This window comes from Lactococcus sp., from assembly GCF_036648155.1.
Taxonomy (GTDB): Bacteria; Bacillota; Bacilli; order Lactobacillales; family Streptococcaceae; genus Lactococcus; species Lactococcus cremoris.
Window position 1 is genome coordinate 258,554 of sequence record NZ_JAVXIY010000001.1, and the last position, 25,074, is coordinate 283,627.

General features: G+C 36.1%; 21 protein-coding genes, 3 tRNA genes, 1 pseudogene and 1 riboswitch. Of the genes and pseudogenes, 21 read left to right on the forward strand and 4 right to left on the reverse strand.

Translation table 11 applies throughout. The features are described 5' to 3' along the window. The first annotated feature begins 133 nt into the window (after nucleotides 1-133). Together RSC39_RS01360 and eno are read left to right on the forward strand one after the other, a co-directional pair. Entirely contained in the window at nucleotides 134-1,489 is a 1,356-nt protein-coding gene (locus RSC39_RS01360) for a hypothetical protein (protein ID WP_332534535.1), read from the forward strand. Nucleotides 1,490-1,550: 61 nt separating this feature from the next. Continuing rightward, nucleotides 1,551-1,623, forward strand: a riboswitch (Fluoride riboswitch). Between the two features lie 78 nt (nucleotides 1,624-1,701). Continuing rightward, nucleotides 1,702-2,978: pseudogene (gene eno, locus RSC39_RS01365) on the forward strand (phosphopyruvate hydratase). Between the two features lie 46 nt (nucleotides 2,979-3,024). Here eno and RSC39_RS01370 read toward each other — a convergent pair. Then, a tRNA-Ser gene (locus tag RSC39_RS01370) sits at nucleotides 3,025-3,112 on the reverse strand. Between the two features lie 145 nt (nucleotides 3,113-3,257). On the opposite strand from RSC39_RS01370, the gene RSC39_RS01375 reads away from it, so the two are divergent. The 14 genes from RSC39_RS01375 (at nucleotide 3,258) to add (ending at nucleotide 17,469) form a co-directional block, all read left to right on the forward strand. Beyond that, entirely contained in the window at nucleotides 3,258-4,091 is an 834-nt protein-coding gene (locus RSC39_RS01375; protein WP_332534537.1) for an energy-coupling factor ABC transporter ATP-binding protein, read from the forward strand. A 271-nt stretch (nucleotides 4,092-4,362) separates the two neighbouring features. Then, entirely contained in the window at nucleotides 4,363-5,229 is an 867-nt protein-coding gene (locus RSC39_RS01380; protein WP_332534539.1) for an energy-coupling factor ABC transporter ATP-binding protein, read from the forward strand. Further along, nucleotides 5,229-6,029, forward strand: coding sequence for an energy-coupling factor transporter transmembrane protein EcfT (locus tag RSC39_RS01385; protein WP_096816118.1), 801 nt, complete (start codon nucleotides 5,229-5,231; stop codon nucleotides 6,027-6,029). Before RSC39_RS01380 ends, RSC39_RS01385 begins: the two co-directional genes overlap by 1 nt. 21 nt (nucleotides 6,030-6,050) lie before the next feature. Then, a complete protein-coding gene (locus RSC39_RS01390; RefSeq protein WP_332534543.1) occupies nucleotides 6,051-6,662 on the forward strand; it encodes a thiol-disulfide isomerase in 612 nt (203 codons plus the stop codon). A gap of 210 nt (nucleotides 6,663-6,872) precedes the next feature. Next, entirely contained in the window at nucleotides 6,873-7,643 is a 771-nt protein-coding gene (gene dapD / locus RSC39_RS01395; protein ID WP_332534545.1) for a 2,3,4,5-tetrahydropyridine-2,6-dicarboxylate N-acetyltransferase, read from the forward strand. Between the two features lie 137 nt (nucleotides 7,644-7,780). Beyond that, nucleotides 7,781-8,911, forward strand: coding sequence for an N-acetyldiaminopimelate deacetylase (locus RSC39_RS01400; RefSeq protein ID WP_332534547.1), 1,131 nt, complete (start codon nucleotides 7,781-7,783; stop codon nucleotides 8,909-8,911). A 157-nt stretch (nucleotides 8,912-9,068) separates the two neighbouring features. Next, a complete protein-coding gene (locus tag RSC39_RS01405) occupies nucleotides 9,069-10,190 on the forward strand; it encodes a polysaccharide deacetylase family protein (protein WP_332534549.1) in 1,122 nt (373 codons plus the stop codon). Between the two features lie 140 nt (nucleotides 10,191-10,330). After that, nucleotides 10,331-10,404 (forward strand) — tRNA-Arg (locus tag RSC39_RS01410). A gap of 166 nt (nucleotides 10,405-10,570) precedes the next feature. Further along, nucleotides 10,571-10,644 (forward strand) — tRNA-Pro (locus tag RSC39_RS01415). A gap of 398 nt (nucleotides 10,645-11,042) precedes the next feature. Continuing rightward, nucleotides 11,043-12,467, forward strand: coding sequence for a glucosyltransferase domain-containing protein (locus RSC39_RS01420; protein WP_332534551.1), 1,425 nt, complete (start codon nucleotides 11,043-11,045; stop codon nucleotides 12,465-12,467). 210 nt (nucleotides 12,468-12,677) lie between these two features. Further along, nucleotides 12,678-13,289 (forward strand): 30S ribosomal protein S4, encoded by a 612-nt coding sequence (gene rpsD, locus RSC39_RS01425; RefSeq protein ID WP_011675319.1) that lies wholly within the window; start codon nucleotides 12,678-12,680, stop codon nucleotides 13,287-13,289. A 127-nt stretch (nucleotides 13,290-13,416) separates the two neighbouring features. Then, complete coding sequence (locus RSC39_RS01430) at nucleotides 13,417-15,558, forward strand: Tex family protein (protein ID WP_332534553.1); 2,142 nt, start codon at nucleotides 13,417-13,419, stop codon at nucleotides 15,556-15,558. Nucleotides 15,559-15,690: 132 nt separating this feature from the next. After that, complete coding sequence (locus tag RSC39_RS01435; RefSeq protein WP_011834367.1) at nucleotides 15,691-16,134, forward strand: SprT family protein; 444 nt, start codon at nucleotides 15,691-15,693, stop codon at nucleotides 16,132-16,134. 300 nt (nucleotides 16,135-16,434) lie between these two features. Continuing rightward, nucleotides 16,435-17,469 carry an adenosine deaminase gene (gene add, locus RSC39_RS01440; RefSeq protein ID WP_332534555.1) on the forward strand — a complete coding sequence of 345 codons (1,035 nt, stop codon included), beginning with the start codon at nucleotides 16,435-16,437 and terminating at the stop codon, nucleotides 17,467-17,469. Nucleotides 17,470-17,550: 81 nt separating this feature from the next. Here add and RSC39_RS01445 read toward each other — a convergent pair whose 3' ends face one another. After that, nucleotides 17,551-18,165: a hypothetical protein gene (locus tag RSC39_RS01445; RefSeq protein WP_332534557.1), complete on the reverse strand. Its 615-nt coding sequence runs from the start codon at nucleotides 18,163-18,165 to the stop codon at nucleotides 17,551-17,553. A gap of 964 nt (nucleotides 18,166-19,129) precedes the next feature. Here RSC39_RS01445 and RSC39_RS01450 point away from each other — a divergent pair. Then, nucleotides 19,130-19,747, forward strand: coding sequence for a hypothetical protein (locus tag RSC39_RS01450; protein WP_332534559.1), 618 nt, complete (start codon nucleotides 19,130-19,132; stop codon nucleotides 19,745-19,747). A 135-nt stretch (nucleotides 19,748-19,882) separates the two neighbouring features. Here the strand turns inward: RSC39_RS01450 and RSC39_RS01455 are convergent, their stop codons facing one another. Then, complete coding sequence (locus tag RSC39_RS01455) at nucleotides 19,883-21,565, reverse strand: ribonuclease J (RefSeq protein ID WP_332534561.1); 1,683 nt, start codon at nucleotides 21,563-21,565, stop codon at nucleotides 19,883-19,885. A 193-nt stretch (nucleotides 21,566-21,758) separates the two neighbouring features. After that, nucleotides 21,759-21,989, reverse strand: coding sequence for a DNA-dependent RNA polymerase subunit epsilon (locus RSC39_RS01460; protein ID WP_332534563.1), 231 nt, complete (start codon nucleotides 21,987-21,989; stop codon nucleotides 21,759-21,761). A gap of 337 nt (nucleotides 21,990-22,326) precedes the next feature. Here RSC39_RS01460 and tsaB point away from each other — a divergent pair, with 337 nt between their 5' ends. From tsaB to tsaD, 4 genes are read left to right on the forward strand one after another with little or no spacing between them, the layout of a single operon-like run. Beyond that, a complete protein-coding gene (gene tsaB / locus RSC39_RS01465; RefSeq protein WP_332534565.1) occupies nucleotides 22,327-23,052 on the forward strand; it encodes a tRNA (adenosine(37)-N6)-threonylcarbamoyltransferase complex dimerization subunit type 1 TsaB in 726 nt (241 codons plus the stop codon). Next, nucleotides 23,006-23,575, forward strand: a complete 570-nt coding sequence (rimI, locus tag RSC39_RS01470; RefSeq protein ID WP_011675346.1) for a ribosomal protein S18-alanine N-acetyltransferase — start codon at nucleotides 23,006-23,008, stop codon at nucleotides 23,573-23,575. The genes tsaB and rimI (RSC39_RS01470) overlap by 47 nt, the downstream gene beginning before the upstream one ends. Further along, the gene (gene rimI, locus RSC39_RS01475; RefSeq protein ID WP_011675347.1) at nucleotides 23,572-24,042 is read left to right on the forward strand and encodes a ribosomal protein S18-alanine N-acetyltransferase; all 471 of its coding nucleotides are present in this window, start codon (nucleotides 23,572-23,574) and stop codon (nucleotides 24,040-24,042) included. Before rimI (RSC39_RS01470) ends, rimI (RSC39_RS01475) begins: the two co-directional genes overlap by 4 nt. A gap of 2 nt (nucleotides 24,043-24,044) precedes the next feature. Further along, a complete protein-coding gene (gene tsaD / locus RSC39_RS01480; RefSeq protein ID WP_011675348.1) occupies nucleotides 24,045-25,070 on the forward strand; it encodes a tRNA (adenosine(37)-N6)-threonylcarbamoyltransferase complex transferase subunit TsaD in 1,026 nt (341 codons plus the stop codon). Nucleotides 25,071-25,074: the final 4 nt, after the last annotated feature.

Here is a 25,074-nt window from a genome sequence, read left to right on the forward strand (position 1 = left end):
GTTGAAGATTTTAGCAAAGAATTATGTTAAGACTATATCAATAAAGTTAAAAAATAATAAATAAGTTAGAATAAGCTTGAAAAAGAAAGAATATCTTTATAAAATTAGGAGGAAAAGTTAAAAAGGAGATTTTATGGAAAAGTTTAAAGGGAGTTTAGGCTCGGTCGTGAGAGGACTTGGTTTTTTATTTGTAGTCTTATTTTTGATAATGATTACATCAACAATCAATAATGTATTAGGAATAATCGTATTTTTAGGACTCTTAGGATTCACTAGTTATTATTTGTTAAGTGGACGAAAAAATACAGGGAATTTTATTTCCAAAATCACTAATAAAAGTCTTTGGCTTGTTACTCTTATCTTATTTGTTGCTACAACTGGAGTATTGACAGTTCATAGTAATCAAATTAAATTAAAAGAAGCTCGGACAGAGCTAACCAAGTCTGATAAAAAACTGTCAAATTTATCATCGGAATATGTTTCGATAGAAACACAAAAAGATGTTAAAGCTGAACAAAAAGATACTCATAAAATTAATCAAAGTAAAAACAATGACAAAATAAAAGCAGAGACAAAAAGACTTAACCACCTTATATCTGTTGTAAAATCTGAACAAAAAGCAGTCGATGATATTTTGAATCAATCTGCTGAGCTTAAAAATGATGAAAATATTTTATCAGAAGATAAAGCAATCCTTGATAAATTAGAGCAAAAAGCAAACAATTATCAGTCATTAAAGTCCTATAAAAAAGAATCTGAAAATTTATTAGAGCTAATTTCTGTTCATAATCAACGTGAAGAACAACTGAAAACAGTTGCAACAACTTTAAAAGATAAAAATCTGTCAGCACAAGATAAAAGTCAACTAGACAAGTTAGTACTAGAGATTAAAAAAGCTAAAAAAGCTTCAGATATCGAAGATAAGATGTCTGAGATCAGTACTGCTCTAGAAACTGCCCAGTCAAATATCCAAACAAAAAACGAAGTAGATGATAAAAAAGCACAACTCAACTCGACAGTAAAAAGTGCTCAAAGTTTACTAAGTGATACATATATTTCTGCTGCAGACAAAACATTAATTCAAGAGAGCATAGATTCAGTTAATAAAGCTGAAACACTTGATGAGTTAGATAAAGCTTCGCAAAACATTATTGACAATACAAGTAAAGTTAAAGCCAATAATGAAACGGCTAAAGCAGCTGCGGACAAGAAAAAAAGAGATGACGAACAAAAAAGAAGAGCAGATGAAAAAGCTGCAGCTCAAGCAAGCTCAGATTCGCAAGGAAATTCGGCAGTGGCAAGTGGAGGTTATAGCACAAATCCCGCTGGTTGGGGAGTAGCGGAAGCTGGCTATTGTTTCTATCGTCCAAGTAGTCAAAGATATTATAGTTCAGTGGCAAATCCTGGGAATTATACCTATATGACTATCAGTGAAGCTCAGGGTCTTAATGGAAGCCCAGGGCATAGTAATGGTTCGGCTCACACATGATAAATTTATCAAAAAAATAGATTTCAAAAATTTGACCGAGTAAAAATAAAGTAGTAAATTAATAATAGATGGGTATGGTGCACACCCGAAACCGTTTCAAGAAATAACTTGAATCTAATGGCGCCTACAAAGCAAAGTCTTTTTTGCCTTGTAGGCTGCCATTTTTTCTTTGGCTTACAACGGCATTAAAGGCAGAGAAAAGGAGAGTTATTATGACAGTCACAATCGAAAACATTCACGCAAGAGAAATTTTTGATTCCAGAGGAAATCCAACCGTTGAGGTAGATGTTAGATTGACAGATGGAACTTTGGGACGGGCGGCAGTACCATCAGGAGCATCAACAGGAGATCGTGAAGCGGTCGAACTAAGAGATGGCGGAGCGCGACTTCAAGGAAAAGGTGTTTCTAAAGCGGTAGCAAATGTTAATGGCGAAATTTATGAAGCCTTATATGAAGCCTTAAAAGGACAATCACCATTTAATCAAGCAAAATTAGATCATCTGATGATTGAACTTGACGGGACAAAAAATAAATCTCGTTTAGGGGCTAATGCAATTTTAGGGGTTTCAATGGCCATTTCTCGTGCGGCAGCGAATAGTGAAAAAATCCCACTTTATCGTTATCTTGGTGGAGTAGATTTGGAACTTCCTCAACCATTTTTCAATGTCATTAATGGTGGAGTACATGCCGATTCAGGAATTGACGTTCAAGAATTTTTGATTACACCAGTCAAACGGGGAAGCTTTCGCGATGGTTTAGAAAAAATTGCAAATATCTACCATACTCTAAAGAAAATTTTAGCTGACGAAGGGCTAGAAACAGCCGTAGGTGATGAAGGTGGCTTTGCCCCTAAACTTGGTTCGACGGAAAATGCCATTGCTACACTTTATCAAGCAATTGAAAGAACTGGTTATGTGCCAGGCGAAGAAATTGCGATTGCTATTGACCCGGCTTCTAGCGAATTTTATGATGACAAAGAAAAAGTCTATCATTTTGAAGGTCAAAAGCTCACTTCAGCAGAATTGTTGACCTACTATGAGGGGTTAGTTGAAAAATATCCTGCCCTAATCTCTATTGAAGACGGATTTTCAGAACATGATTGGGCTGGTTTTGCGGCTCAAACGAAAGTTCAAGGTCAAAAAATTCAATGGTTGGTGATGATATTTTTGTCACAAATCCCGAAATCTTCAAAGAAGGAATTCAAAAAGGTGTAGCAAATGCTATTTTGATTAAACTAAATCAAATCGGGACAGTGACCGAAGCGATTGAAGCGATTAGTTTGGCTAGAAAAGCAGGTTATAAGACCATGATTTCTCATCGTTCAGGTGAAACGGTTGATAGTTTTATTGCTGACTTTGCTGTAGCCATGCACGCTGGACAAATAAAAACAGGTTCAATGGCGAGAAGCGAGCGGGTTGAAAAATATAATCAATTTTTGCGTATTGAAGAAGAGTTAGGAAAAGATGCAGCTAAAAATGAAAAACATTAATTTCTATAATTAATGTTTTTTATTTTTAAGGATGTGAATTTTAGAAAGGAGAAGAGGGGATTCGAACCCCCGATACGCTTGTGACGTATACACACTTTCCAGGCGTGCTCCTTCGACCACTCGGACACTTCTCCAACTTCCTTAACATTATAGCAAAAAAGCTCAGACTTTAGCAAAGATTTTTAAATGACACTTTATTTACTGATAATCGGGTTAATTTTTAGTAGAAATATAAAACTAAATGGTTAAAAGTCTTTAAAATTTGGTATAATAAGGGCTATGAATAAAATTCTCGAAGTGGAAAATTTAGTTTTTAAATATGAAAAAGAAAGCGATGTAAATCAGCTTAATGGTGTCTCCTTTTCGATTACAAAAGGGGAGTGGGTTTCGATTATCGGGCAAAATGGTTCGGGAAAATCGACGACTGCACGACTGATTGATGGACTTTTTGAAGAATTTGAAGGAATTGTCAAGATTGACAGTGAAAGATTAACAGCTGAAAATGTCTGGAATCTACGTCGAAAGATTGGGATGGTTTTTCAGAATCCTGATAACCAATTTGTTGGGGCAACGGTTGAGGACGATGTTGCTTTTGGCATGGAAAATCAAGGAATTCCCCGTGAAGAGATGATTAAGCGAGTTGATGAGGCTTTGCTTGCTGTCAATATGCTTGATTTTAAAACACGTGAGCCGGCAAGACTTTCTGGTGGACAAAAGCAGAGGGTAGCCGTAGCTGGAATTATTGCTTTGCGACCTGAAATTATTATTCTTGATGAGTCAACCTCAATGCTTGATCCGACAGGACGAAGCGAAATTATGCGCGTGATTCATGAGATTAAAGATAAGTATCATTTGACGGTTTTATCTATCACTCATGACCTTGATGAAGCAGCCAGTTCTGACCGAATTCTGGTTATGCGAGCCGGTGAAATCATTAAAGAAGCCGCGCCATCTGAACTCTTTGCGACTAGCGAGGATATGGTTGAAATTGGACTTGATGTGCCTTTTTCTTCAAATCTAATGAAAGATTTGCGCACAAATGGCTTTGATTTACCAGAAAAATATTTGTCAGAAGATGAATTAGTAGAGCTTTTAGCTGATAAATTGGGCTAGATTTACTGACAGATTTTTCTGTCAGTTCAATGTGATTAAGATTAGCATTGAATCGGCAAATTAAGGAAATTCTAGTCTGTTAGAATTTCTGTCAGTTCAAGGCGATTAAGGTGAGCGTTGAATCGGCAAATTAAGGAAATTCTAGTCTGTTAGAATTTCTGTCAGTTCAAGGCGATTAAGATGAGCGTTGAATCGGCAAATTAAGGAAATTCTAGTTTTCTAGAATTTCTGTCAGTAAAATGGATATTATTGGATTTGAGAAAAAAGAAAAATGATTAAATTTGAAAAAGTAAATTATACTTATCAGCCCAACAGCCCTTTTGCCAGTCGTGCCCTTTTTGATATTGATTTAGAAGTCAAAAAAGGAAGTTACACGGCTTTAATTGGGCATACAGGTTCTGGAAAATCAACCTTGTTGCAACATCTCAATGGTTTATTGCAACCGACTGAGGGTAAAGTGACCGTTGGAGATATTGTTGTAAGTTCAACAAGTAAACAAAAAGAGATTAAACCTGTTCGCAAAAAAGTAGGGGTTGTTTTTCAATTTCCTGAAAGTCAACTTTTTGAGGAAACAGTCTTAAAAGATGTGGCTTTTGGTCCACAAAACTTTGGAATTCCTAAAGAAAAAGCTGAAAAAATCGCTGCTGAAAAGCTTGAAATGGTCGGTCTTGCAGATGAATTTTGGGAAAAATCTCCTTTTGAACTTTCAGGAGGTCAAATGCGCCGCGTCGCCATTGCTGGAATTCTTGCTATGGAACCAGAAGTTCTAGTGCTTGATGAACCAACCGCAGGCCTTGACCCGAAAGCTAGAATCGAAATGATGCAACTTTTTGAAAGTATTCATCAATCAGGACAAACCGTTGTTTTAGTCACTCATTTAATGGATGATGTGGCTGATTATGCTGACTATGTTTATCTTCTTGAAAAAGGGCATATCATTAGCTGTGGTACTCCGTCAGACGTTTTTCAAGAGGTTGATTTTTTGAAAGCACATGAATTGGGCGTGCCAAAGGCAACGCATTTTGCTGACCAACTTCAAAAAACAGGAGCGGTCACCTTTGAAAAATTACCCATCACACGAGCTGAACTTGTTAATTTACTGACAAGTCTGTCAGTAAAATCAGGAGGTGAAAACTGATGCAAAATATGCTGATGGGACGTTACATTCCAGGTGATAGTATCATTCACCGCATGGACCCACGTTCAAAACTTTTAGTCATGATTGCTTTTGTCGTCATTATCTTTTTGGCTCATGATTGGTTAGGCTATCTTCTTTTAGTGATTTACACTTTGGCTGGTGTCTTACTATCAAAGATTTCAGTTTCTTACTTTTTAAGAGGCCTGCGGCCAATGATTGGTTTAATTCTGTTCACAGTCATTTTCCAAATGCTTTTTACCAACGGTCAACATGTCATTTTTAGCTTATGGTTTATCAAGATTTCGACGGAATCTTTGATTAATGCGGTTTATATTTTCTTCCGTTTTGTTTTGATTATCTTTATGTCAACGATTTTGACCCTAACTACACCACCCTTGACCTTAGCTGATGGAATTGAAAAAGGCTTGGGTCCATTGAAAAAAATCAAAGTTCCTGTCCACGAATTAGGTTTGATGCTATCTATATCATTACGTTTTATTCCAACATTAATGGATGACACAACAATGATTATGAATGCTCAAAAAGCCAGAGGAATGGATTTTGGCGAAGGGAATCTGCTGAAAAAAATTAAATCAGTCATTCCAATTTTGATTCCACTTTTCGTCAGCTCATTTCGTCGTGCCGATGATTTAGCTGTAGCCATGGAAAGCCGCGGTTATCAAGGCGGCGATGGGCGGACAAAATATCGTCAGCTCAAATGGCAAAGTCGTGACAGTCTACTGGTCGTAAGTATTATTATCATGACCATTTTACTTATTCTATGGTCAAAAGTTTCCTAGAAAAAGTTCAAAGGAGAAAAAATGATAACTTTAAACGTAAATAGTCTAGAAAATGCCGAAATTTTTTGGAAAGAACTAGGTTTAGAAGAGGAAATAGCCCTCAATGAAACCTATGACCCAGCTCCAGAAACCTTGGCAATTTCAGTAGAAACAATCGATGAAATCCATGACAAAATCATCGGACTCGGACTGCCGCTAAGTCCAATTACCAAAAGCGCTGACGGAAGAGATCTATTTTCCTTTATCGCTCCAGAAGGCAACACCATTATCATCATTGGTGAGTGGGTCGAAAGACCTTATACAGGAGAGATGCGGACAGAATTTTTTGAAAATATGAAAGACGTCCTACCGCTTGCGCCTGTACGCCTGTCAGAACTGACAGAAGGCCAGTTTGTCCTCTTTGGACGCGTCACTTGTCCTTGGACCAGAAGATTTGTCAAACAGCTTCCTGCCTTTGCTGACCAAACGATTTACTATGTTGATACAGAAAATACAGACCTTGATAATGAGTTGCAAGCCATTCGCAAAGCTCACAACATCAGTACCGTTCCCACATTTATGAAACGAAGTGCTGATGGAACATTCGTCAAATTTGATGAAAAGAAAGAATCACTTTTTGATTTTATGAAATGAATGATGGCAGAATTGTCAGTAAAAAAACAGTTTCGGCTGTTTTTTATTTAATCAGAATTGAAAATTTTCCAAATATTTGATAATTTGCTATAATATAAAACAATAATATTGTAGGTAAAATGAGTCTGTCAGTAAATTTTTAACTTATTGATTTAGAAAACAGCCCGTAATAGCCATTTGATGAACAAATGACTTTAGAATGGAGTGAAAATGGAAGCACAAAAATTATCCGCCCAAGAAATTATTCAATTTATCGGCAATGCCGAGAAAAAAACACAAGTCAAAGTCACTTTGTCAGGAATGCCTAGTTTTAAATCAGCCGGTTTTCTTGCAGAAAACGGACGCCCAAACTTTAAGGCACTTGCCAATAAAGGCATTCAAGTTTTGGGCGATTTTCACACCCATTACAGTCTTAAAATCATCATTGGTGATTGGCAAGCCGTGCGTCCCTTGCTTGAAGGATTGACTGAGAATAAAGATTACACTATTGAATTTGAAGGCAGAAATTCAGCTGTTCCACTCCTTGACACACGGGCCATCAACGCTCGAATCGAGCCGGGTGCGATTATCCGTGACCAAGTGACGATTGGCGATAATGCGGTCATCATGATGGGCGCTATCATCAACATCGGAGCTGAGATTGGCGAAGGGACAATGATTGATATGGGTGCTGTTCTAGGTGGTCGGGCAACTGTTGGGAAAAACTCTCATATTGGTGCGGGTGCTGTGCTTGCGGGTGTCATTGAGCCAGCAAGTGCCGAACCCGTCCGCGTTGGCGACAATGTCCTTGTTGGGGCAAATGCCGTTGTCATTGAAGGTGTGCAAGTCGGCTCAGGCTCAGTCGTTGCTGCAGGCGCGATTGTCACTCAAGACGTCCCAGAAAATGTTGTGGTTGCTGGTGTCCCTGCTCGAATCATCAAAGAAATTGACGAAAAAACAGCACAAAAAACTGCTTTAGAAGATGCCCTTAGAAATTTGTAAATGACAGGAAATAGATAATTTCTGAACTTTTGTTACTTTTAACAAAAGTTTTTTTGATAAAAGTAGAAATTCACAGGAAAAAAAGAGTAAAATAAATAAAAAAACTTTTGAAATTTAGCTTAGTAATGAGGACAAATATGATAAATTTAATCGAAATCCGACGCCAACTTCATCAAATTCCCGAAATTGGACTTGAAGAACATAAAACTCAAAAATATTTATTGACGATCATTCATCAAATTATTCAAAATAAATCTTTTATTCAAGTTGAAACTTGGCAAACTGGTCTTTTGGTATATTTGAAAGGGAGTCAAGGCCAAAAAACAATTGGCTGGCGCACAGATATTGACGGACTTCCTGTTGAAGAATTGACTAATTTACCATTTGCTAGTAAAAATGGACGAATGCATGCTTGTGGACATGATATTCACATGACTGTTGCTCTTGGTTTACTTGAAAAATTGAGTGAAAGTCAGCCTAAGAATAATCTTCTTTTTCTTTTTCAACCTGCGGAGGAAAATGAAGCAGGGGGAAAACTAATGTATGATGGTGGAGCTTTTAAGAATTGGCTTCCTGATGAATTTTATGGATTACATGTTAGACCTGACTTAAAAGTAGGAGAGATTGCCACTAATGAACAGACTCTTTTTGCTGGAACTTGTGAAGTTGAGTTGACTTTCGTTGGGACAGGAGGACATGCTGCTTTTCCGCATACGGCAAATGATGCACTCGTTGCTGCCGCTTATTTTGTCACTCAAGTTCAGACGATTGTGAGCCGTAATGTTGACCCCTTAGATTCAGCAGTGGTAACATTCGGAAAAATGGAGGCCGGAACAACCAATAATATTATTGCTGAACGTGCCTTTTTGCATGGGACCATTCGGAGTTTGACCCAAGAAGTCAATGAATTGACTCAAAAACGTTTGACCGAACTTGCCAAAGGTGTTGCCCAATCTTTTGATATGACCATTGATTTAAAACTCAAACAAGGAGGTTATCTTCCTGTTGAAAATAATCCTAAACTGGCAAAAGAACTCATGGATTTTTTTAGAAATGAAACAAAAGCAAATCTGATTGATATTGCACCGGCAATGACTGGTGAAGATTTTGGCTATCTATTGAGTAAGATTCCTGGGGTCATGTTTTGGCTTGGGATTGATAGTGAGGCACCTTTACATTCTCAAAAAATGAATCCAAACGAAAAAGTACTTGATTTTGCTGTAGAGGCCATTGATCAATTTTTACAATTTAAAGTAAATAGGAACTAATAATATCTGGTTTTTTCACAAAAAAATAAATTAACGGCTTTAATATTGAATAGGGATATGTTATTATAGAGGGATAGAAGTTAAAATAACATTTTTGTATTAATGACGTTACAAATAGGTTTTTTTTGAAATATATAGGAGTTGTTCAAGAAGAAAAATGAGTCAAAAAAGAAGTTCGAAATCAAAGAGTTCAAAAAAAGCCTTTTGGAAACTGACATTGCTTGTGGGAGCTCTGCTGATTGTTGTCGCTGGAATCGGGACATATTATTACGATCAAGGAGTTCGTAAGCAGAATATTGCTTATGAAAAGCAGGTAAATGAAGCAAAAGAAGCCAAAGATAAAGCCTATAATTCCAGAAAAACAAGCGACATTAATGAAGCAAAAAAACTAATTGTTAAGCTCCATGAGAAAGATAAAAGTAGTCTAAATCAATCAATTACTCAACTAATGGGCTATTTGGCAGATATTGATAAAGTGAGTCAACTGGTTGCTAAAGAGCATCAAAATATCACCGAAGATACGATAAAAGAAGCAGAGCAAGGTCTTGAACTTTTAAATGCTTCTTATGAAAAAACAGATAAAGAAAAATTTGCTCAACAAATCGCCGCTGATAAGCAAGTTCTTGTTGAACGGCAAAAAGAGGCTGAACGAATTGCTGATGAAAAAAATAAATTAGCCAATCAAAAATTAATTGCTTTAACTTTTGATGATGGTCCAAACCCGACTACCACTCCTCAACTACTAAAAACATTGAGTGCTGCAAAAGTTCCCGCTACCTTTTTTGCTTTGGGTAAAGAGGCTCAGCAGTATCCCGATATTATTAAAGAGGAATCTGACTTAGGAAATGAAGTCGCTTCACATACTTGGGATCATAAAGATTTGGTGACCTTGTCACCAGCTCAACAAAAACAAGAAATTGAAAGTGCCAATCAATTAATCAATAAGATTACAGGGAAAAATGTCACGCTCTTTAGACCTCCGTACGGAAGTTACAATAATTCTGTATTGTGCCAAACTGATTTAACAGCAGTCAATTGGTCAGTGGATACTAATGACTGGCGTTATCGTACAAGCGCACCGGTCGTTCAAAATGTAGCGACTTATGCTCATGATGGTGCGATAATTTTGATGCATGATATTCATCAGTGGTCAGTAGATGCCGTACCACAAATTATTCAAAATTTGAAAGCACAAGGATATACTTTTGTGACTGTCAGTACTTTATTGGATATTCGAAATGGGGGCGCAAAAGCACAACAAGTGTATTTTGGCAGATAAATTGATAAAGGAGTAGTATTTTATCTATTCCTTTTTTTACTGACAAAAACCTAATTTATTTTAAATTTTTGCATGTAATGAGTTTATTCTTGACAACTTTTGGGAAACTTGGTATACTAATATAGTCGTTTAAGAGAAACGCAGGCGTGGCTCAACTGGATAGAGTACCTGACTACGAATCAGGCGGTTGTAGGTTCGAATCCTACCGCTTGCATAAATAAAATATGACGAAAGTCATTTTTTTATTTGAAAGCTGATCTCTCCTACAAAATGTGAGAAGTATCGGTAAGAATTTAGAAATTCTAAAATAATATTTGGGACTTCGCGACAAGCGCGAAGAACTGAATTGCTAAACGCTAAAGCGTCAAGCACTTCATGTCCGGGAAGTAGCTCAGCTTGGTAGAGTACTTGGTTTGGGACCAAGGTGTCGCAGGTTCGAATCCTGTCTTCCCGATTACCGACTAACCCTAACTCATCTTTTGTGGATGAGTTTTTTTGATACCAAAATTAGCTAAACTTCCATAATTCTTGAAAGTGTTATCAAGATATGATAAAATTCAAGTGATAATGTGAGTTGAGAAAATCTCTAAAAGCGAGCATTAAATGAAAGGAGCCATCATGGCATATAAATCACATAAATTTGGTAAACGTAACGGGAAAAAACACTTTAACGCAGTAGGTGTAAGAACTGCACCAAAACCAGAAGCTAAAAAAGAAGAAAAATAATTAATTTTATCTTTCCAAATTCTTGACTCATCTATTGAAGATGGGTTTTTTTGATTCCAAAAATCGCTGATATACTATGTATATCAGGTCTTGACATTCTGTCAAGACCAATACTAAGGAGCGATGATGGAAGAAAATAAAAACTTATTTAAGAGAAAAATTTTTCCACTTTTAATAATCACTTGTGCGATTACATTGACGCATTTTCCTTATTTTAAGAATACATTTGGTATTGATACGAGTACGATGATAAAAAGTCAAGGACAGATGTTAAGTGGCTATTTGTCGCAAGGACGTTTTGGAATGGTCTGGATTTTTGAACTTTTGATTCATCGTTATAATAATCAAATTGTTCCGTTTATTGTTATCCCACTTCTTGTTGGTGCTGGGATTTATCTTTATTTCACTTTAAAGAAGTATGATAAAGAGTCATCTGATTTTGCGGCTAGTTTATTTGCGATTGTTTTTATCTGTAATCCAGTGGTTTATGCCCAACTTTATTTTAAAATGCAAGCAATTCAGATTGTAATAGGGGTATTTTGTGTACTTTTGGGAATAAATTTGAGCTTATCAAGACTTAGAACTTCAGTTAAAATTATTGGTTCTGGCTTATTATTTGCTTTTTCATTTTTGATTTATCAAGTTTTTGTCTTCTTTATTTTTTCAATGATTTTATTTTGTTTTTACGTTTTTAGAGATAAACGTCAGCAAATTTTGCAAGTCATGGTGCCTAGTTGGCTTGTTGCAAGTCTTATATATTTCCTAAGTTATTTTCTAGCTTCATTGATGATTCACTATTCTTCTTATGGAAATGAAACTTATATGATGTGGAATAAATTACCTGAACTGGGAAATTTGCAAAAGATAGGCGCTTTATTTATTGCACTATTTGCCTTAGCTTATCTGTTTTTATTGATAATTACTATAAGAAGATTTAGAGCAAAAAAAGAAATCGATGTCTTATTATTGATACTGTTGATTGGGTCAATAATGACATTTAACATGGTTTTTGGTAATTTACGGCCTGCTCCTCGTGTTTATTTTGGAACATTTTCGACGGTCTTTTCTGGAATATTATACTTAGGAATTAGAAAAGGAAATGGTCTGAAATATCTTTTTTTGCTGATTATTATATTTTCTATGTTTTTTACTTTTAGCCTTTCTCATAAGGCGAACTTATCTTATGAAAATGACCAGATTTTGACGGAAAACGTTATGAAATATGCTCGAGAGCATAATATATTGGAAAATGGAACTAATCTTGTCTTTATTGGAAATTTAAAAACAGGAAATCAGGGAATGCTTAATAAATTTCAAGATATTTTTATTACAGGTGCTACGAGGGTATCATTTTTCCAATTTGACCCACCTTTGATGTCTTTAAGACCTTATGATTTTATGGAAATTAAAGGCTATCATTTCAAAATTCCTGCCCCAAAATTGAGAGCAAATCTTAGTTTGAAATATGAACATTTGCCAAATTATCCGAGCGAAAAATCAATGTTTTGGGATAAAGGAGAAAATGCGCTTCTTGTGAAGCTTTCTAATTGAGCTTTTCTTGACAAAATAAGGATTTTTGGTATAATAGAAAAGTTGAATATAGCAGTCAGCTAGAAAGCTCGTCAACATTTTGCTGTTATGTCAAGGAAGATAAGTCATTATGTTCCTTGTGTCAAGTAACTGAAGCTATAAGCGAAGGCAAAATGAACGAATTCGAGGCTGTCAATATTCTTCAAATAAAATATTTGGAGGACATAATTTATGTCACGTTATACTGGTCCATCATGGAAACAATCACGCCGTTACGGAATCTCACTTACTGGTTCTGGTAAAGAAATCGCACGTCGTAACTACGTACCTGGACAACACGGTCCAAACAACCGTTCAAAACTTTCTGAATACGGTCTTCAATTGGCTGAAAAACAAAAACTCCGTTTTACTTACGGTCTTTCTGAACGTCAATTCCGTAACTTGTACGTTGCTGCAACTAAAGTTAAAGAAGGAACTGTTGGTTACAACTTTATGACTTTGCTTGAACAACGTCTTGATAACGTTGTTTACCGTCTTGGTCTTGCGACTACTCGTCGTCAAGCACGTCAATTCGTAAACCACGGTCACATCCTTGTTGATGGAAAACGCGTTGATATCCCATCATTCCGCGTACAACCTGGTCAAGTGATTTCAGTTCGCGAAAAATCTATGAAAGTTCCTGCAATTCTTGAAGCTGTTGAAGCTACTAAAGGTCGCGCTAACTTCGTATCATTTGATGCTGACAAACTTGAAGGAACTCTTGTTCGTCTTCCTGAACGTGATGAAATCAACCCAGAAATCAACGATGCTCTTATCGTCGAATTCTACAACAAAATGATGTAATTTCTTATAAGCATTTTGAAATCGCTCCTATTTGGGAGCGATTTTTTCATCATTTTTTTGGTAAAATAGAGATAAGCGTTGTGATTAAGAATTGCTGACAAAAAAACTAGTTAAGGATTATTTCTAAGTGGAAAATGTTAAAAAAATTGCTGAATTATTGAATATCAAAAATTCACAAGTTGAAAAAGTATTAGAATTGACGGCAGAGGGGAACACAGTTCCGTTTATTGCTCGTTATCGTAAGGAAGCAACAGGTTCACTTGACGAAGTTGAAATCAAAAAAATTATTGATGAAGATAATTTACTGACCAAACTTTCAGAACGTAAAACGGCTGTTTTGTCAAAAATTGAGGAGCTTGGCAAGTTAACTGATTCGCTTAAAACACAAATTTTGGCTGCTGAAAAACTGACAGAAGTCGAAGATTTGTATTTGCCTTATAAAGAAAAACGACGGACCAAAGCAACGATTGCTAAGGAAAATGGTCTTTTCCCATTGGCACAATTAATTGTTAAAAACGCTGCTAATCTTGAAGAGGAAGCAGAAAAATTTGTAAATGAGAATTTTACGACTGCTCAAAAAGCATTAGAGGGGGCGGTTGATATCCTATCAGAAGCCATTTCTGAAGATGCTCGTTTGCGCTCTTGGTTGACCGGTGAAATTAAAAACAATAGTTTACTGACAAGTAGTTTGAAAAAAGATGCTGTTGATGAAAAACAAGTTTTCCAAATGTATTATGAATTTTCAGAAAAAGTTTCAGAATTGCCAAATTATCGGGTCTTAGCTTTAAACCGTGGTGAAAAATTGGGAATTCTGTCAGTAAAATTTGAAAATAATGAAGATAAAATTTTACGCTATTTTGCTGCCCGTTTCGCTGCTCAAAATAATTTAATGATGCAAGTGGCCATTAAAGATGCCGTCAAGAAAAAATTGATTCCTGCGATGGAACGAAGTATTCGGACCGAACTGACAGAAAAAGCTGAAGCATCTGCTATAGAAGTTTTTGGCGAAAATTTGAAAAATTTATTATTGGTGGCTCCGCTTAAAGGCCGTATAGTCATGGGATTTGACCCTGCTTACCGTACTGGAGCAAAGCTTGCTATTGTTGATGAAACAGGTAAATTATTGATGACAACTGTCATTTATCCTGTCAAACCAGCAAATGCAGGACAAATTGCTCAAGCGAAAAAAGATTTAGCGAAATTTATTCGTGAATATGGCGTCAATATGATTGCCATTGGCAATGGAACTGCCAGTCGCGAATCTGAAAGTTTTGTTGCTGAAGTGCTCAAGGAAAATAATTTTTCTGATGTTTATTATGTGATTGTCAGTGAATCTGGAGCCTCTGTTTATTCAGCGAGCGAGTTGGCACGTGAAGAATTCCCAGAATTGACTGTTGAAAAGCGGTCAGCGATTTCAATTGCACGTCGTTTGCAAGATCCCTTAGCTGAACTTGTAAAAATTGAACCAAAAGCCATCGGTGTGGGTCAATATCAACATGATGTTTCTGAGAAAAAATTGACAGAAAACCTAGATTTTGTTGTTGAAACAGTCGTTAATCAGGTCGGTGTAAATGTCAATACAGCTAGTCCTAGCCTGCTTTCACACGTTGCGGGCCTTAATAAAAGTTTAGCACAAAATGTGGTAAGCTATCGTGAAGAAAATGGGGCGCTTAAGACAAGAAACGAACTTAAAAAAGTCCCGCGTTTGGGAGCTAAGGCATTTGAACAAGCGGCAGGTTTCCTAAGAATTCCAGAAGGAAAAAATTTTCTTGATAATACAGGCGTTCACCCAGAATCTTATAAAGTGACTGAGCAACTTTTAGCGGAAATTGCTGCTGATAAACCTGTCAGTAATGAAGAATTACTGACCAAACTTTCGTCAGTAAATATTCCTGAAATGGCTGAAAAACTTGGTCTTGGTCAGGAAACATTGACCGATATTATTAATGATTTGCAAAAACCTGGGCGTGATTTACGTGATAGCTTTGATGCACCGATTCTTCGTCAAGATGTCTTGTCGGCTGGAGATTTACAAATTGGTCAGCAACTTGAAGGCGTGGTCCGTAATGTTGTTGATTTTGGTGCCTTTATTGATATCGGAATTAAAAATGACGGCTTGGCACACATTTCTGATTTGAGCAAATCATTTGTCAAGAATCCAAGTGATGTGGTCGCTGTTGGACAAATTGTAACGGTTTGGGTCAAATCTCTTGATTTACAAAGAGGAAAAATTAATTTGACCCTAGTGAATCCTCGCGAAAAAGATTAATTCTGTCAGCGAAATTTTTCTGATTTCAGGTCCGTTAGATGAAACGCTAATCCAAATTTACTGATAGAGAGAATTGATAAGAAATGAAAAAATACTGACAACCTTCTTAGATTGTTTTGCCAAGGAGAAAATGTGCTTACAAATCAAGAATTGACGAAAAAGGTAAGAGAAATTTCTCTAAACTATTTTAAACGTCCATTTGAACATGAAGCAAAGTGGAATCAGCGTTTACGAACTACTGGTGGTCGCTTTTTTCCAAAAGACTTACATCTTGATTTTAACCCTAAAATGGCCGAACTAGAGGATTTTGAAGGAGTAGTTCTACATGAATTAACTCATTACCACCTCTATCGCACAAAAAGGGGATATAAGCATCAAGATGCTGACTTTAAAAGATTACTTGCGCAAGTTGGTGGCCTTCGTTATGCACCAGCAGTAGAGGAAAGAAAAGTAAAATATGATTATGTCTGTCAAAATTGCGGACAAAACTATCCCAGACAAAGAAAAATTGATACAAAAAAGTATCGTTGTGGAAAATGTCGTGGTCAGTTGAAAATAAAAACAAGCAGAATTTAACAATTTGGCTTGTTTTTTATTAATTATTAAGAGATTTATCCACATTTTCTTCACTTTTTCCCCAAATACTGTGAATAAGTACCGTGAAATTGGGGATAAATCCAAGAAAAAGGGTTAATTGAGCCAAAGAAATCTTATCCACAACTTGTATTGAAAAGAATAGAGATGAGGATTGATTTTTTTGACAAAAAAGCGTAGAATAGTAAAAATACATTTTTGAAAGAAATATTCGAGCTTTTGGGCTCGAAATCTTTTATATCATGCTCTAAAAATTGGACGAAAAAGAAAAGGGAGATACTCGTGCTTAAATCAGAAATTATTACTCAAATGCCAAAAGTTGAACTTCACTGCCATTTAGATGGCTCGCTAAGCTTGTTTTGTATCAAAGAACTCGCTAAAAATGCCGGTGTGAATATAACGATGACCGATGAGGAGATTTTGGAAAAGGCACAAGCCCCAGAAAATACCAAAAATTTACTGGAATATCTAAAACGTTTTGATTTTGTTCTGCCTCTTTTACAAAGCTATACAAATCTTGAATTGGCAGCCTATGATGTTGTTAAACAGGCAGCTGATGATCATATCAAATATATTGAGATTCGCTTTGCTCCAAGTCAACATTTATCAGAAAATCTAAGTCTAGAAGAAGCGGTGGAAGCTGTTATAGCTGGTCTTTCTCGTGCCGAAAATGATTTTGATATAAGAGCAAATGCACTCATTTGTGGATTAAAACAAGAACCAATTCAAAAGTTACAAAAACTTCTGCCTCTTTTTGATAAAATCCCAGATGAACACCTTGTCGGATTTGATATGGCAGGAGATGAATTGAATTATCCACAAGAAAAATTTGTTGATTTGATTCATGATTTAAAAATTAATGGTGTAAATGTGACGCTTCATGCTGGAGAATGTCCAGCATGTGAGCAAAATATTTTAGATTCAATCGCCATGGGGGCAAGTCGGATTGGTCATGGGATTATGACCAAAAATCTATCCAAAGCCGAACAAGAAATGATGATTGAAAAACAAATTGTTTTAGAGATGGCGCCTACGAGTAATTTTCAAACAAAAGCTGTGACGGAGCTTGCACAATATCCTTTTAAGGAACTGTATGATAAAGGGCTTCATGTGACTTTGAACACGGATAATCGGACGGTTTCTGCCACAAGTCTAAATAAAGAATATGAAAAAATATCAGCTTGGTATCCAGATTTTTCTCTAGCTGATTTTGAAAAAATTAATCATTATGCGATTGATGGAGCTTTTATAAGCAATGAAGAAAAAGAACAACTTCATCAAAGCTTTATCAAAGAATACAAAAAAATCTCTGTATAATTCAGAGATTTTTTAATAATAGATGACCAGATAAAGTTTAGTTTTAGAGTTACTTCAGCTATTCAAATAAATTAATTATTTTTATTTAATTTCTATCTTAGAAATGATGTGGGCAGCTTGGTCATCAGATGAAGTAGGGATGGTAAGCGTTTGGCTGTTATCCAATAATTTTTTAGATTCTTCTTTTACCCAAGCGGAATCTTTAAGATATCTTTCATCTTGGTAATGATTTGGGTCTTTATAAAAATTGATTGATCCATTATGATTAGAACTATATGTAACAATAGTGGTTCCAGCCATTGTGTTATCAGAACTAAAAGATAATGTTACTGTGTCTTGAGGCACGACCACAGAACCAGAGAAAGGAAAAACATGATGATTAGCTCCGTTTTTAGTGACATTGATAGAAACAGGTTGATAATCATATTTATAATAATTAAGAAGTGCTTCGGTTACGCGTGCATACTCAACCTGTTCAGCGCTGTATCCAGATAATGGGGAAGAACTTTTGCTATTTGCTTGACTATTTGAAGCAGAAGTACTTGTAGAATTAGTAGCTTCGCTTTTGCCATTATTAGTTTTAGAACTAGAAGTAGCTTCTTTTTTGGTTTGGTTCTCAGAACTTTTAGAATTTGAACAAGCAGCTAGTGCAAATAAACTCAAAAATGTAGCAGACCAAAGGATAGTTTTTTTCATAAGATTTATTCTCCAATTTTATTACTTTATAATAATATCATTAACATTCTGTAAAGTAAAGTTTATCTATAATTACTTTTATCTTAGAATATATTTCGAAAATTTTTTACTTGAGCATATTCTATTTGTCAGAATGAGCTAAACTTAGATATTTTTATTTCTAAAATGTTGCTTTAGTACAATAAAAAAAGACTGAATCATTATATATTGTTGAAGAGTTTACGATTTTTATTCAAACTTTCAACATCAAAAGAGTGAGTGAAAAATTGATGCTTACAGTTTATTGGTTCTTACTCTTTATAGGCATACATATTGGAGAACTGCAAGCTCTGGCTTGGAAAATATTGACTCTGACGAAAAATGGATTTATATTCACAGGTCGATTTATTATAGAAATCGAAAAACTAGAAATTTACTAAAGCGAAACACAAAGTAGTGTTAGAAAATTATTTTTTGATGATGATAGATTAAATTACTTAAAATAATGAAAAGAAACAAAGAAACAAATTAGAAAAATCAATTTTATATTTTCAGATAATGGATTACCTATTGTTAAACATTGAGTCAACAAAATGTTAATTAGGCATGCTGAAAAGGTTAATATTAAGGCAATTAGAGTTCATGATTTGAGACACTCTCATGCTTCCTTAATGCTACATCTAGGAATGAACGACCTAGAGTTAAAAAATCATTTAGAGCATTCTGATATGAGCATCTACATCCAACAGCAATGAGGAGCGTTGCAGATAAATTTAGTGGACTAGTCAAAGTATCTGTGAGCGATAGTTAAATTTTTTAGAGGACTTAAATGTCCTCTTTTTTATACGTGTGTACGAGTGGAACGATAGGAGCAAAAAAGGAGGAAAAATGCGATATAATTTTTATTTTTTAGGTAAGGAGCCTTTTTCTAACTAGAATATAATATTATCATTTGTTATAATTATGTAGGAGTTTAGGAGGAAAAATGAAAAATAAAAGCCCATTTTTAATTGCTACACTGACTGTTATCGGATTATTTGTATTCAGTGCTTGTGGACAAAAACAAATAACCAATTCATCAACTAGTAATTTTAGTAGTAGTAGTAGCTCGCCGATGCAAAGTTCATCACAAACTGAAAGCACTGTAGAAGTCACTGGAACAATAGAAAATCCAATTAATTTAACATTTGAGCAAGCCCAAAAAATGACAGCCCAAGAATTTGTTTCTGAGTATGGCGGTAAGATTATAAAATTTGATGGTTATATTTACATGTTAGATCAAGCTGCTGGTACATCTGCAAAAAATATTTCTTTAACGATAGATAGAACTGATATGAACGGTGGTGGATTGAAAGATGCTGATTTTTCGTTCTCGTTTTTATATCCAGAAGATGTTTCTAAGAGTTTATTATGGATTCTGTCCGATGCGGATAAAGCTAATAGTACGATAAATCAAAGAACAATTGACGGTCTTAGTGATGATATGATTCCTGTTAATGTAACTGCAAAAGTTGGAAGAGTTGTTGAAAAAGATTGGGGAACAGAAGTAGATTTAGAAACAGTTGAATTACCAAATAATGAAGCTAGTGTTAAGTCTAGATAGATAAAAATAAAAAAGAAGCAGAATTGATTGTTTGCTTCTTTTTATTATTTACAATTTTTGTTTCTAAACTGTTGCTATGAATAAAGAAAAAATACAGAAATCTTTGGGGAGACTGTATTTTTTTATTAATGGGAACTATTCATCAGGTGTCATAATCATTGGAACGACAAGTGGTGAGCGCTCAGTTTGTTTATAAAGGAATGGTGAGAGTGCTTCACGCATCGCACGTGCTACAGACGCTTCATTAGCATTTTCTTCATGCATGGCTTCACGTATAGCATTGAAAAGGACACGTTGACCACTACGAATCAAATCACCAGACTCACGCATGTAAATGAATCCACGTGAGAGCATATCAGGTCCAGCAAGAACGGTTTTCTTTTCAAAGTCAACGGTTGCCACTGCAAGAACGATTCCGTCTTCTGAAAGCTCATGACGGTCATGGAGAACGGCATTTCCGACATCTCCAATTCCTGAACCGTCAACATAAGTATCGGCAGCTGGGAAATGGTCAGCATATCTGGCGCTTTCAGCAGTCAGTGCAAGAACGTCACCGTTTTCTTGAATGAAACAATTTTCTTTAGGGACACCAGTATCTTGGGCAAGTCCAGCATGGATTTTAAGCATACGATACTCACCGTGGACAGGCATAAAGTATTTTGGTTTGATGAGACGCAACATGAGTTTTTGTTCTTGTTGTCCACCGTGACCTGAAGTGTGAATGTTGTTCATCCTACCGTAGATGACTTCAACACCAGCTTCAGCGATTTTGTTAATCAGTTGATTAACACCATGCGTATTTCCAGGAATCGCATTTGATGAGAAGACAACGGTATCGCCCATTTGTAGGGTAATATGACGGTGCATTCCGTTGGCAATTCTTGACAGTGCAGCCATTGGCTCGCCTTGCGAACCTGTACACATAATCAAAAGTTCATGTGAAGCATATTGATTGACTTCATTTGGTTCGATAAATGTGCCCTTAGGTGCTTTGATATAACCAAGTTCTAAACCGTTAACAATGGCTTTTTCCATTGAACGACCAAAGACAACGATTTTACGCCCAGTCTTAACTGCTCCATCAACGGCTTGTTGCAGACGGAAAATATTTGAGGCAAAAGAAGCGAAAATAATCCGACCTTCAATACGTTCAAAAATTTTCATGATGCTTGCACCAACGACTTTTTCAGAATGTGAAAAAGTTGGAATTTCAGCATTGGTTGAATCAGAAAGAAGGAGTAAGACACCTTCGCTACCAAGTTCAGCCATCCGGTGTAGATCAGCAGGTTCACCCACTGGTGTGAAGTCAAACTTGAAGTCACCGGTCGCTACAATTTTACCTTGAGGGGTATTCACAACAATTCCTAAAGGCTCTGGAATTGAGTGAGTGGTACGGAAGAAATCAAGACTCAAGTGATTAAATTTAATGACTGAATCGGCGTGGATTTCGTAGAGTTTAGCATCACGTAAAAGCCCGTGTTCTTCGAGTTTTCCACGGATGAGTGCAAGTGACAATGGCCCAGCATAAATAGGGATATTGGCTTGTTTCAAAAGGAAAGGAATTCCTCCGATATGGTCTTCGTGTCCGTGAGTAATGAAGAGCCCTTTAATCCGGTCGATATTTTCAACAATATAAGTGTAATCAGGGATGACGTAGTCAACACCTAATAAATCGTCTTCTGGGAATTTAATTCCGGCGTCGATGATGATGATTTCATCTTTATATTCAACGCCGTAAGTGTTTTTGCCGATTTCGCCCAGTCCGCCAATGGCGTAAACTGCGACTTCATCAGCTTTTATTTTAAGTTGTTTTGGCATGTTTCTCCTATTCTTTGGATTTTATTAGTTATTTTTACTGACAATGGGTCAGTTAAGTATCAAGAGTTAAAAATTTGTTGACAGGACTGAATACAGACTGCCTTTTTAAATTTAAAGGTACAAGAAAATCACTTTAGATTGCTGTCATTTTTGACAATAATCTAAAGTGTTCTCCTTTGTACTCCTGTTGGTCTTAGAAGCTTGTGATTTCAAATACGCCAGTTTCTTTTTCATATTCAACAGATTCATCTGAAAGTGAGTCAATAAACTCAACATGGTAAGCAGTATTTTTAGCAAGAAGTTCGTGGGCAAGGATAACCCCTTCTTCTTTAGTTGCGACATCAAGGTCGAGATAAAGGGCATCAGTTGTCTCACGGCGAGGTGAGCGAGTGTTATCTTTTTGGTAGAAAACTTTAAAAATCATTCTATAATTTACGACGAGCAAAAGCTCGTTCCTTTCTTAATAGTTCGTGTTTGCTGTTCTTTGCAATTATTATCATTTTAGCATATTTGCAAGGAAATGGAAAGTTGCGCTCATTAATTTCACAAATGAAACGCTTCCTAAAAAATAATGGTGGAACTTGCAAGGCAAGCGTGGTAAAATATAAGGAAGTAGATACTGATAATCGAGATAAAGTAAAAAATTATTTAAAAAGGATGATTTGACAGGAAATTAATCAACAAGATTCGCTTTGAAACTGCCAGTCAGTCCTATCAGTGACTTATAAATCAACAACTTTCAGAAATATTATAGGTAAAAAATGAATATATTAGCATTTGATAGCTCATCAAAGGCTTTGTCAGTCGCATTGCTTACTGACGGATTATTGCTTGGTGAAGTGACACTAAATTTGAAAAAAAATCATAGTACGACATTGATGACGACGATTGATTTTTTGATGGCTCAGGTTGGCATGGAAGCAAAAGACCTTGATCGAATTGCAGTAGCTCAAGGTCCAGGCTCTTACACGGGATTGAGGCTTGCTGCAACTGTAGGAAAAACGCTGGCCTTTAGTTTGAATAAAGAACTTGTTGGCCTATCAAGTTTACTTGCGATTGCCAATCGTGTTCAAGATGATGAAGCCTATGTTGTGCCAATGATTGATGCTAGACGCGGAAATGCTTATGCCGCCCTTTATAAAAATGGTCAGCAAATTATTGCCGACCAACATTGTAATTTTAGCGAATTTTTAGCTGATTTATCAGAAAAAGTTTCAGATTTTAGCAAAGTAATTTTTACTGGAGAATCTGAAAATTTTGTTGATGCAATTCAAAATGCTGGATTTTCAAAAGAACAAATCATCGCTGACAGCTTGGGAAAACTTCCGTCAGCTTATGAAATTGGAAAAATTGCCGAAAATTTAGTTCCTGAAAATGTGCACGCTTTTGTGCCAAAATACCTCAAAAAAGTTGAGGCTGAAGAGAAATGGTTGGAAAGTCATGAAAAAGCTGAAAACACTCCTGACGACTACGTTCAAAGGGTTTAGTGGAAAAAAATTTAATCCTCGTCGTTATTTAGAAATGGCCGATATTGACCTTGAACACGATCGAGAAGGTGTTCATTATCGGTTGGCAGATAGGGTGGATATTGTGGCTCTACTTGCGATTGAGCGAGATGTTTATAATGGAGATATTCCATGGACTTTCTCGCATTTTGAACATGAAATTGTCAAAAATGATGAAGCTTTTTTCATTGTGGCTGAAATTTCTGGTAGTGTTGTTGGTTTTATTGGCACACGAATTAATCATCATGGTCAAGACGCACATGTCACTAATTTGGCTGTCTTTAAAGCTTTCCAAGGGCAACAGATTGCCTCAACATTGATTGAGCAGTTAATTTCTCTAATGGCAGCACTTGGAAAAAATGTGATGACCTTAGAAGTTCGCCGTGATAATACAAAGGCTCAAGGGCTCTATCGCCGCCAAGGTTTTGTTACTGACAAGCTTCTTCCTCAATATTATGAGGATGGTGCCGATGCAATTTGGATGGTCAAAGAATTAAAAAAATGAATTTAAAACGTCTGTCTTACTCTGAAAATAAGTCGAAAGACAAAAATACTTTTCCACCTGTGGAAAAGTTATCAGTCAATATTTATGAACTTTTATCAGTGGCTTATGGACAGTCGCCTTGGTCACAAGTTTATATATCGAGTGATTTAGTAAACGAAAATTCGGAATACTTTTTACTAGAAGAAGATGAGCAATTAATTGGTCTGCTAGCCATTTCAACAATGATGGATGAATTAGAAGTGACCAATATCGCCATTCATCCTGATTTTCAAGGACAAGGTTTAGCAAAACTTTTACTGACAGAATTATCAGGATTTACAGGAACTTTATTTCTTGAAGTTCGTCAGTCAAATTTTGCTGCTCAAAAATGTTATGAAAAATTCGGTTTTGAAATTTATCATACAAGAAAAAATTACTATGACAAACCTCTTGAAGATGCTTTGTTAATGAGAAAAGAGCAATTTTAAAAATGAAAGATAATTATATATTAGCCTTTGAAACTTCATGTGATGAAACTTCAGTGGCGATTTTAAAAAATGGAAGTGAATTATTATGTAATATCATTGCCAGTCAAATCAATAGTCATAAACGTTTTGGTGGGGTTGTGCCCGAAATTGCCAGCCGTCATCATGTAGAACAAATTACCGTTTGTATTGAAGCAGCGCTTGAAGAAGCGGAAATTTCAGCTGACCAACTGACAGCCGTTGCGGTGACAGAAGGTCCAGGACTAAACGGTGCTTTATTAGTTGGAATCATGGCCGCAAAAACTTTTGCTTGGGCCAACCATCTGCCTTTGATTCCTGTCAATCATATGGCAGGGCATTTGATGGCGGCGAGTTTAGTCGATACCATCGAATATCCGGCCATGGCTCTTTTGGTTTCAGGTGGACACTCTGAATTGGTTTACGTTGAAAAAGAAGGAAGCTATAAAAAAGTTGGCGAAACACGGGATGATGCGGCCGGTGAAGCTTATGATAAAGTCGGTCGGGTGATGGGATTAACTTATCCTAGTGGAAAAGTCATTGATGAACTGGCCCATAAAGGTCAGGACACTTACAATTTCCCACGAGCTATGATGAACACACATGAAGTAGAATTTAGCTTTTCCGGATTGAAATCAGCCTTTATCAATCTTGTACATAATGAAAATCAAAAAGGCAATGATGTGATTGCCAATGACTTAGAAAATCTGGCAGCTTCTTTTCAAGCAGCGGTTGTTGATGTACTGATGGCTAAAACTAAATTGGCTATGGAAAAATACCCTGTCAAAACTTTAATTATTGGCGGTGGAGTATCAGCAAACCAAGGCCTACGTGAGCGTCTGTCAGCAGAAATTACTGACGAAAAATTAATCATTCCTCCTTTGCGCCTTTGTGGGGATAATGCCGGTATGATTGCAGCAGCAGCCTACATTGAATGGAAAAAAGGTCTTGAAAATGTTCAAGCAGGATTAGACTTAAATGCTAAACCTAGCCTTGTTTTTGAAGATATGTAATAAG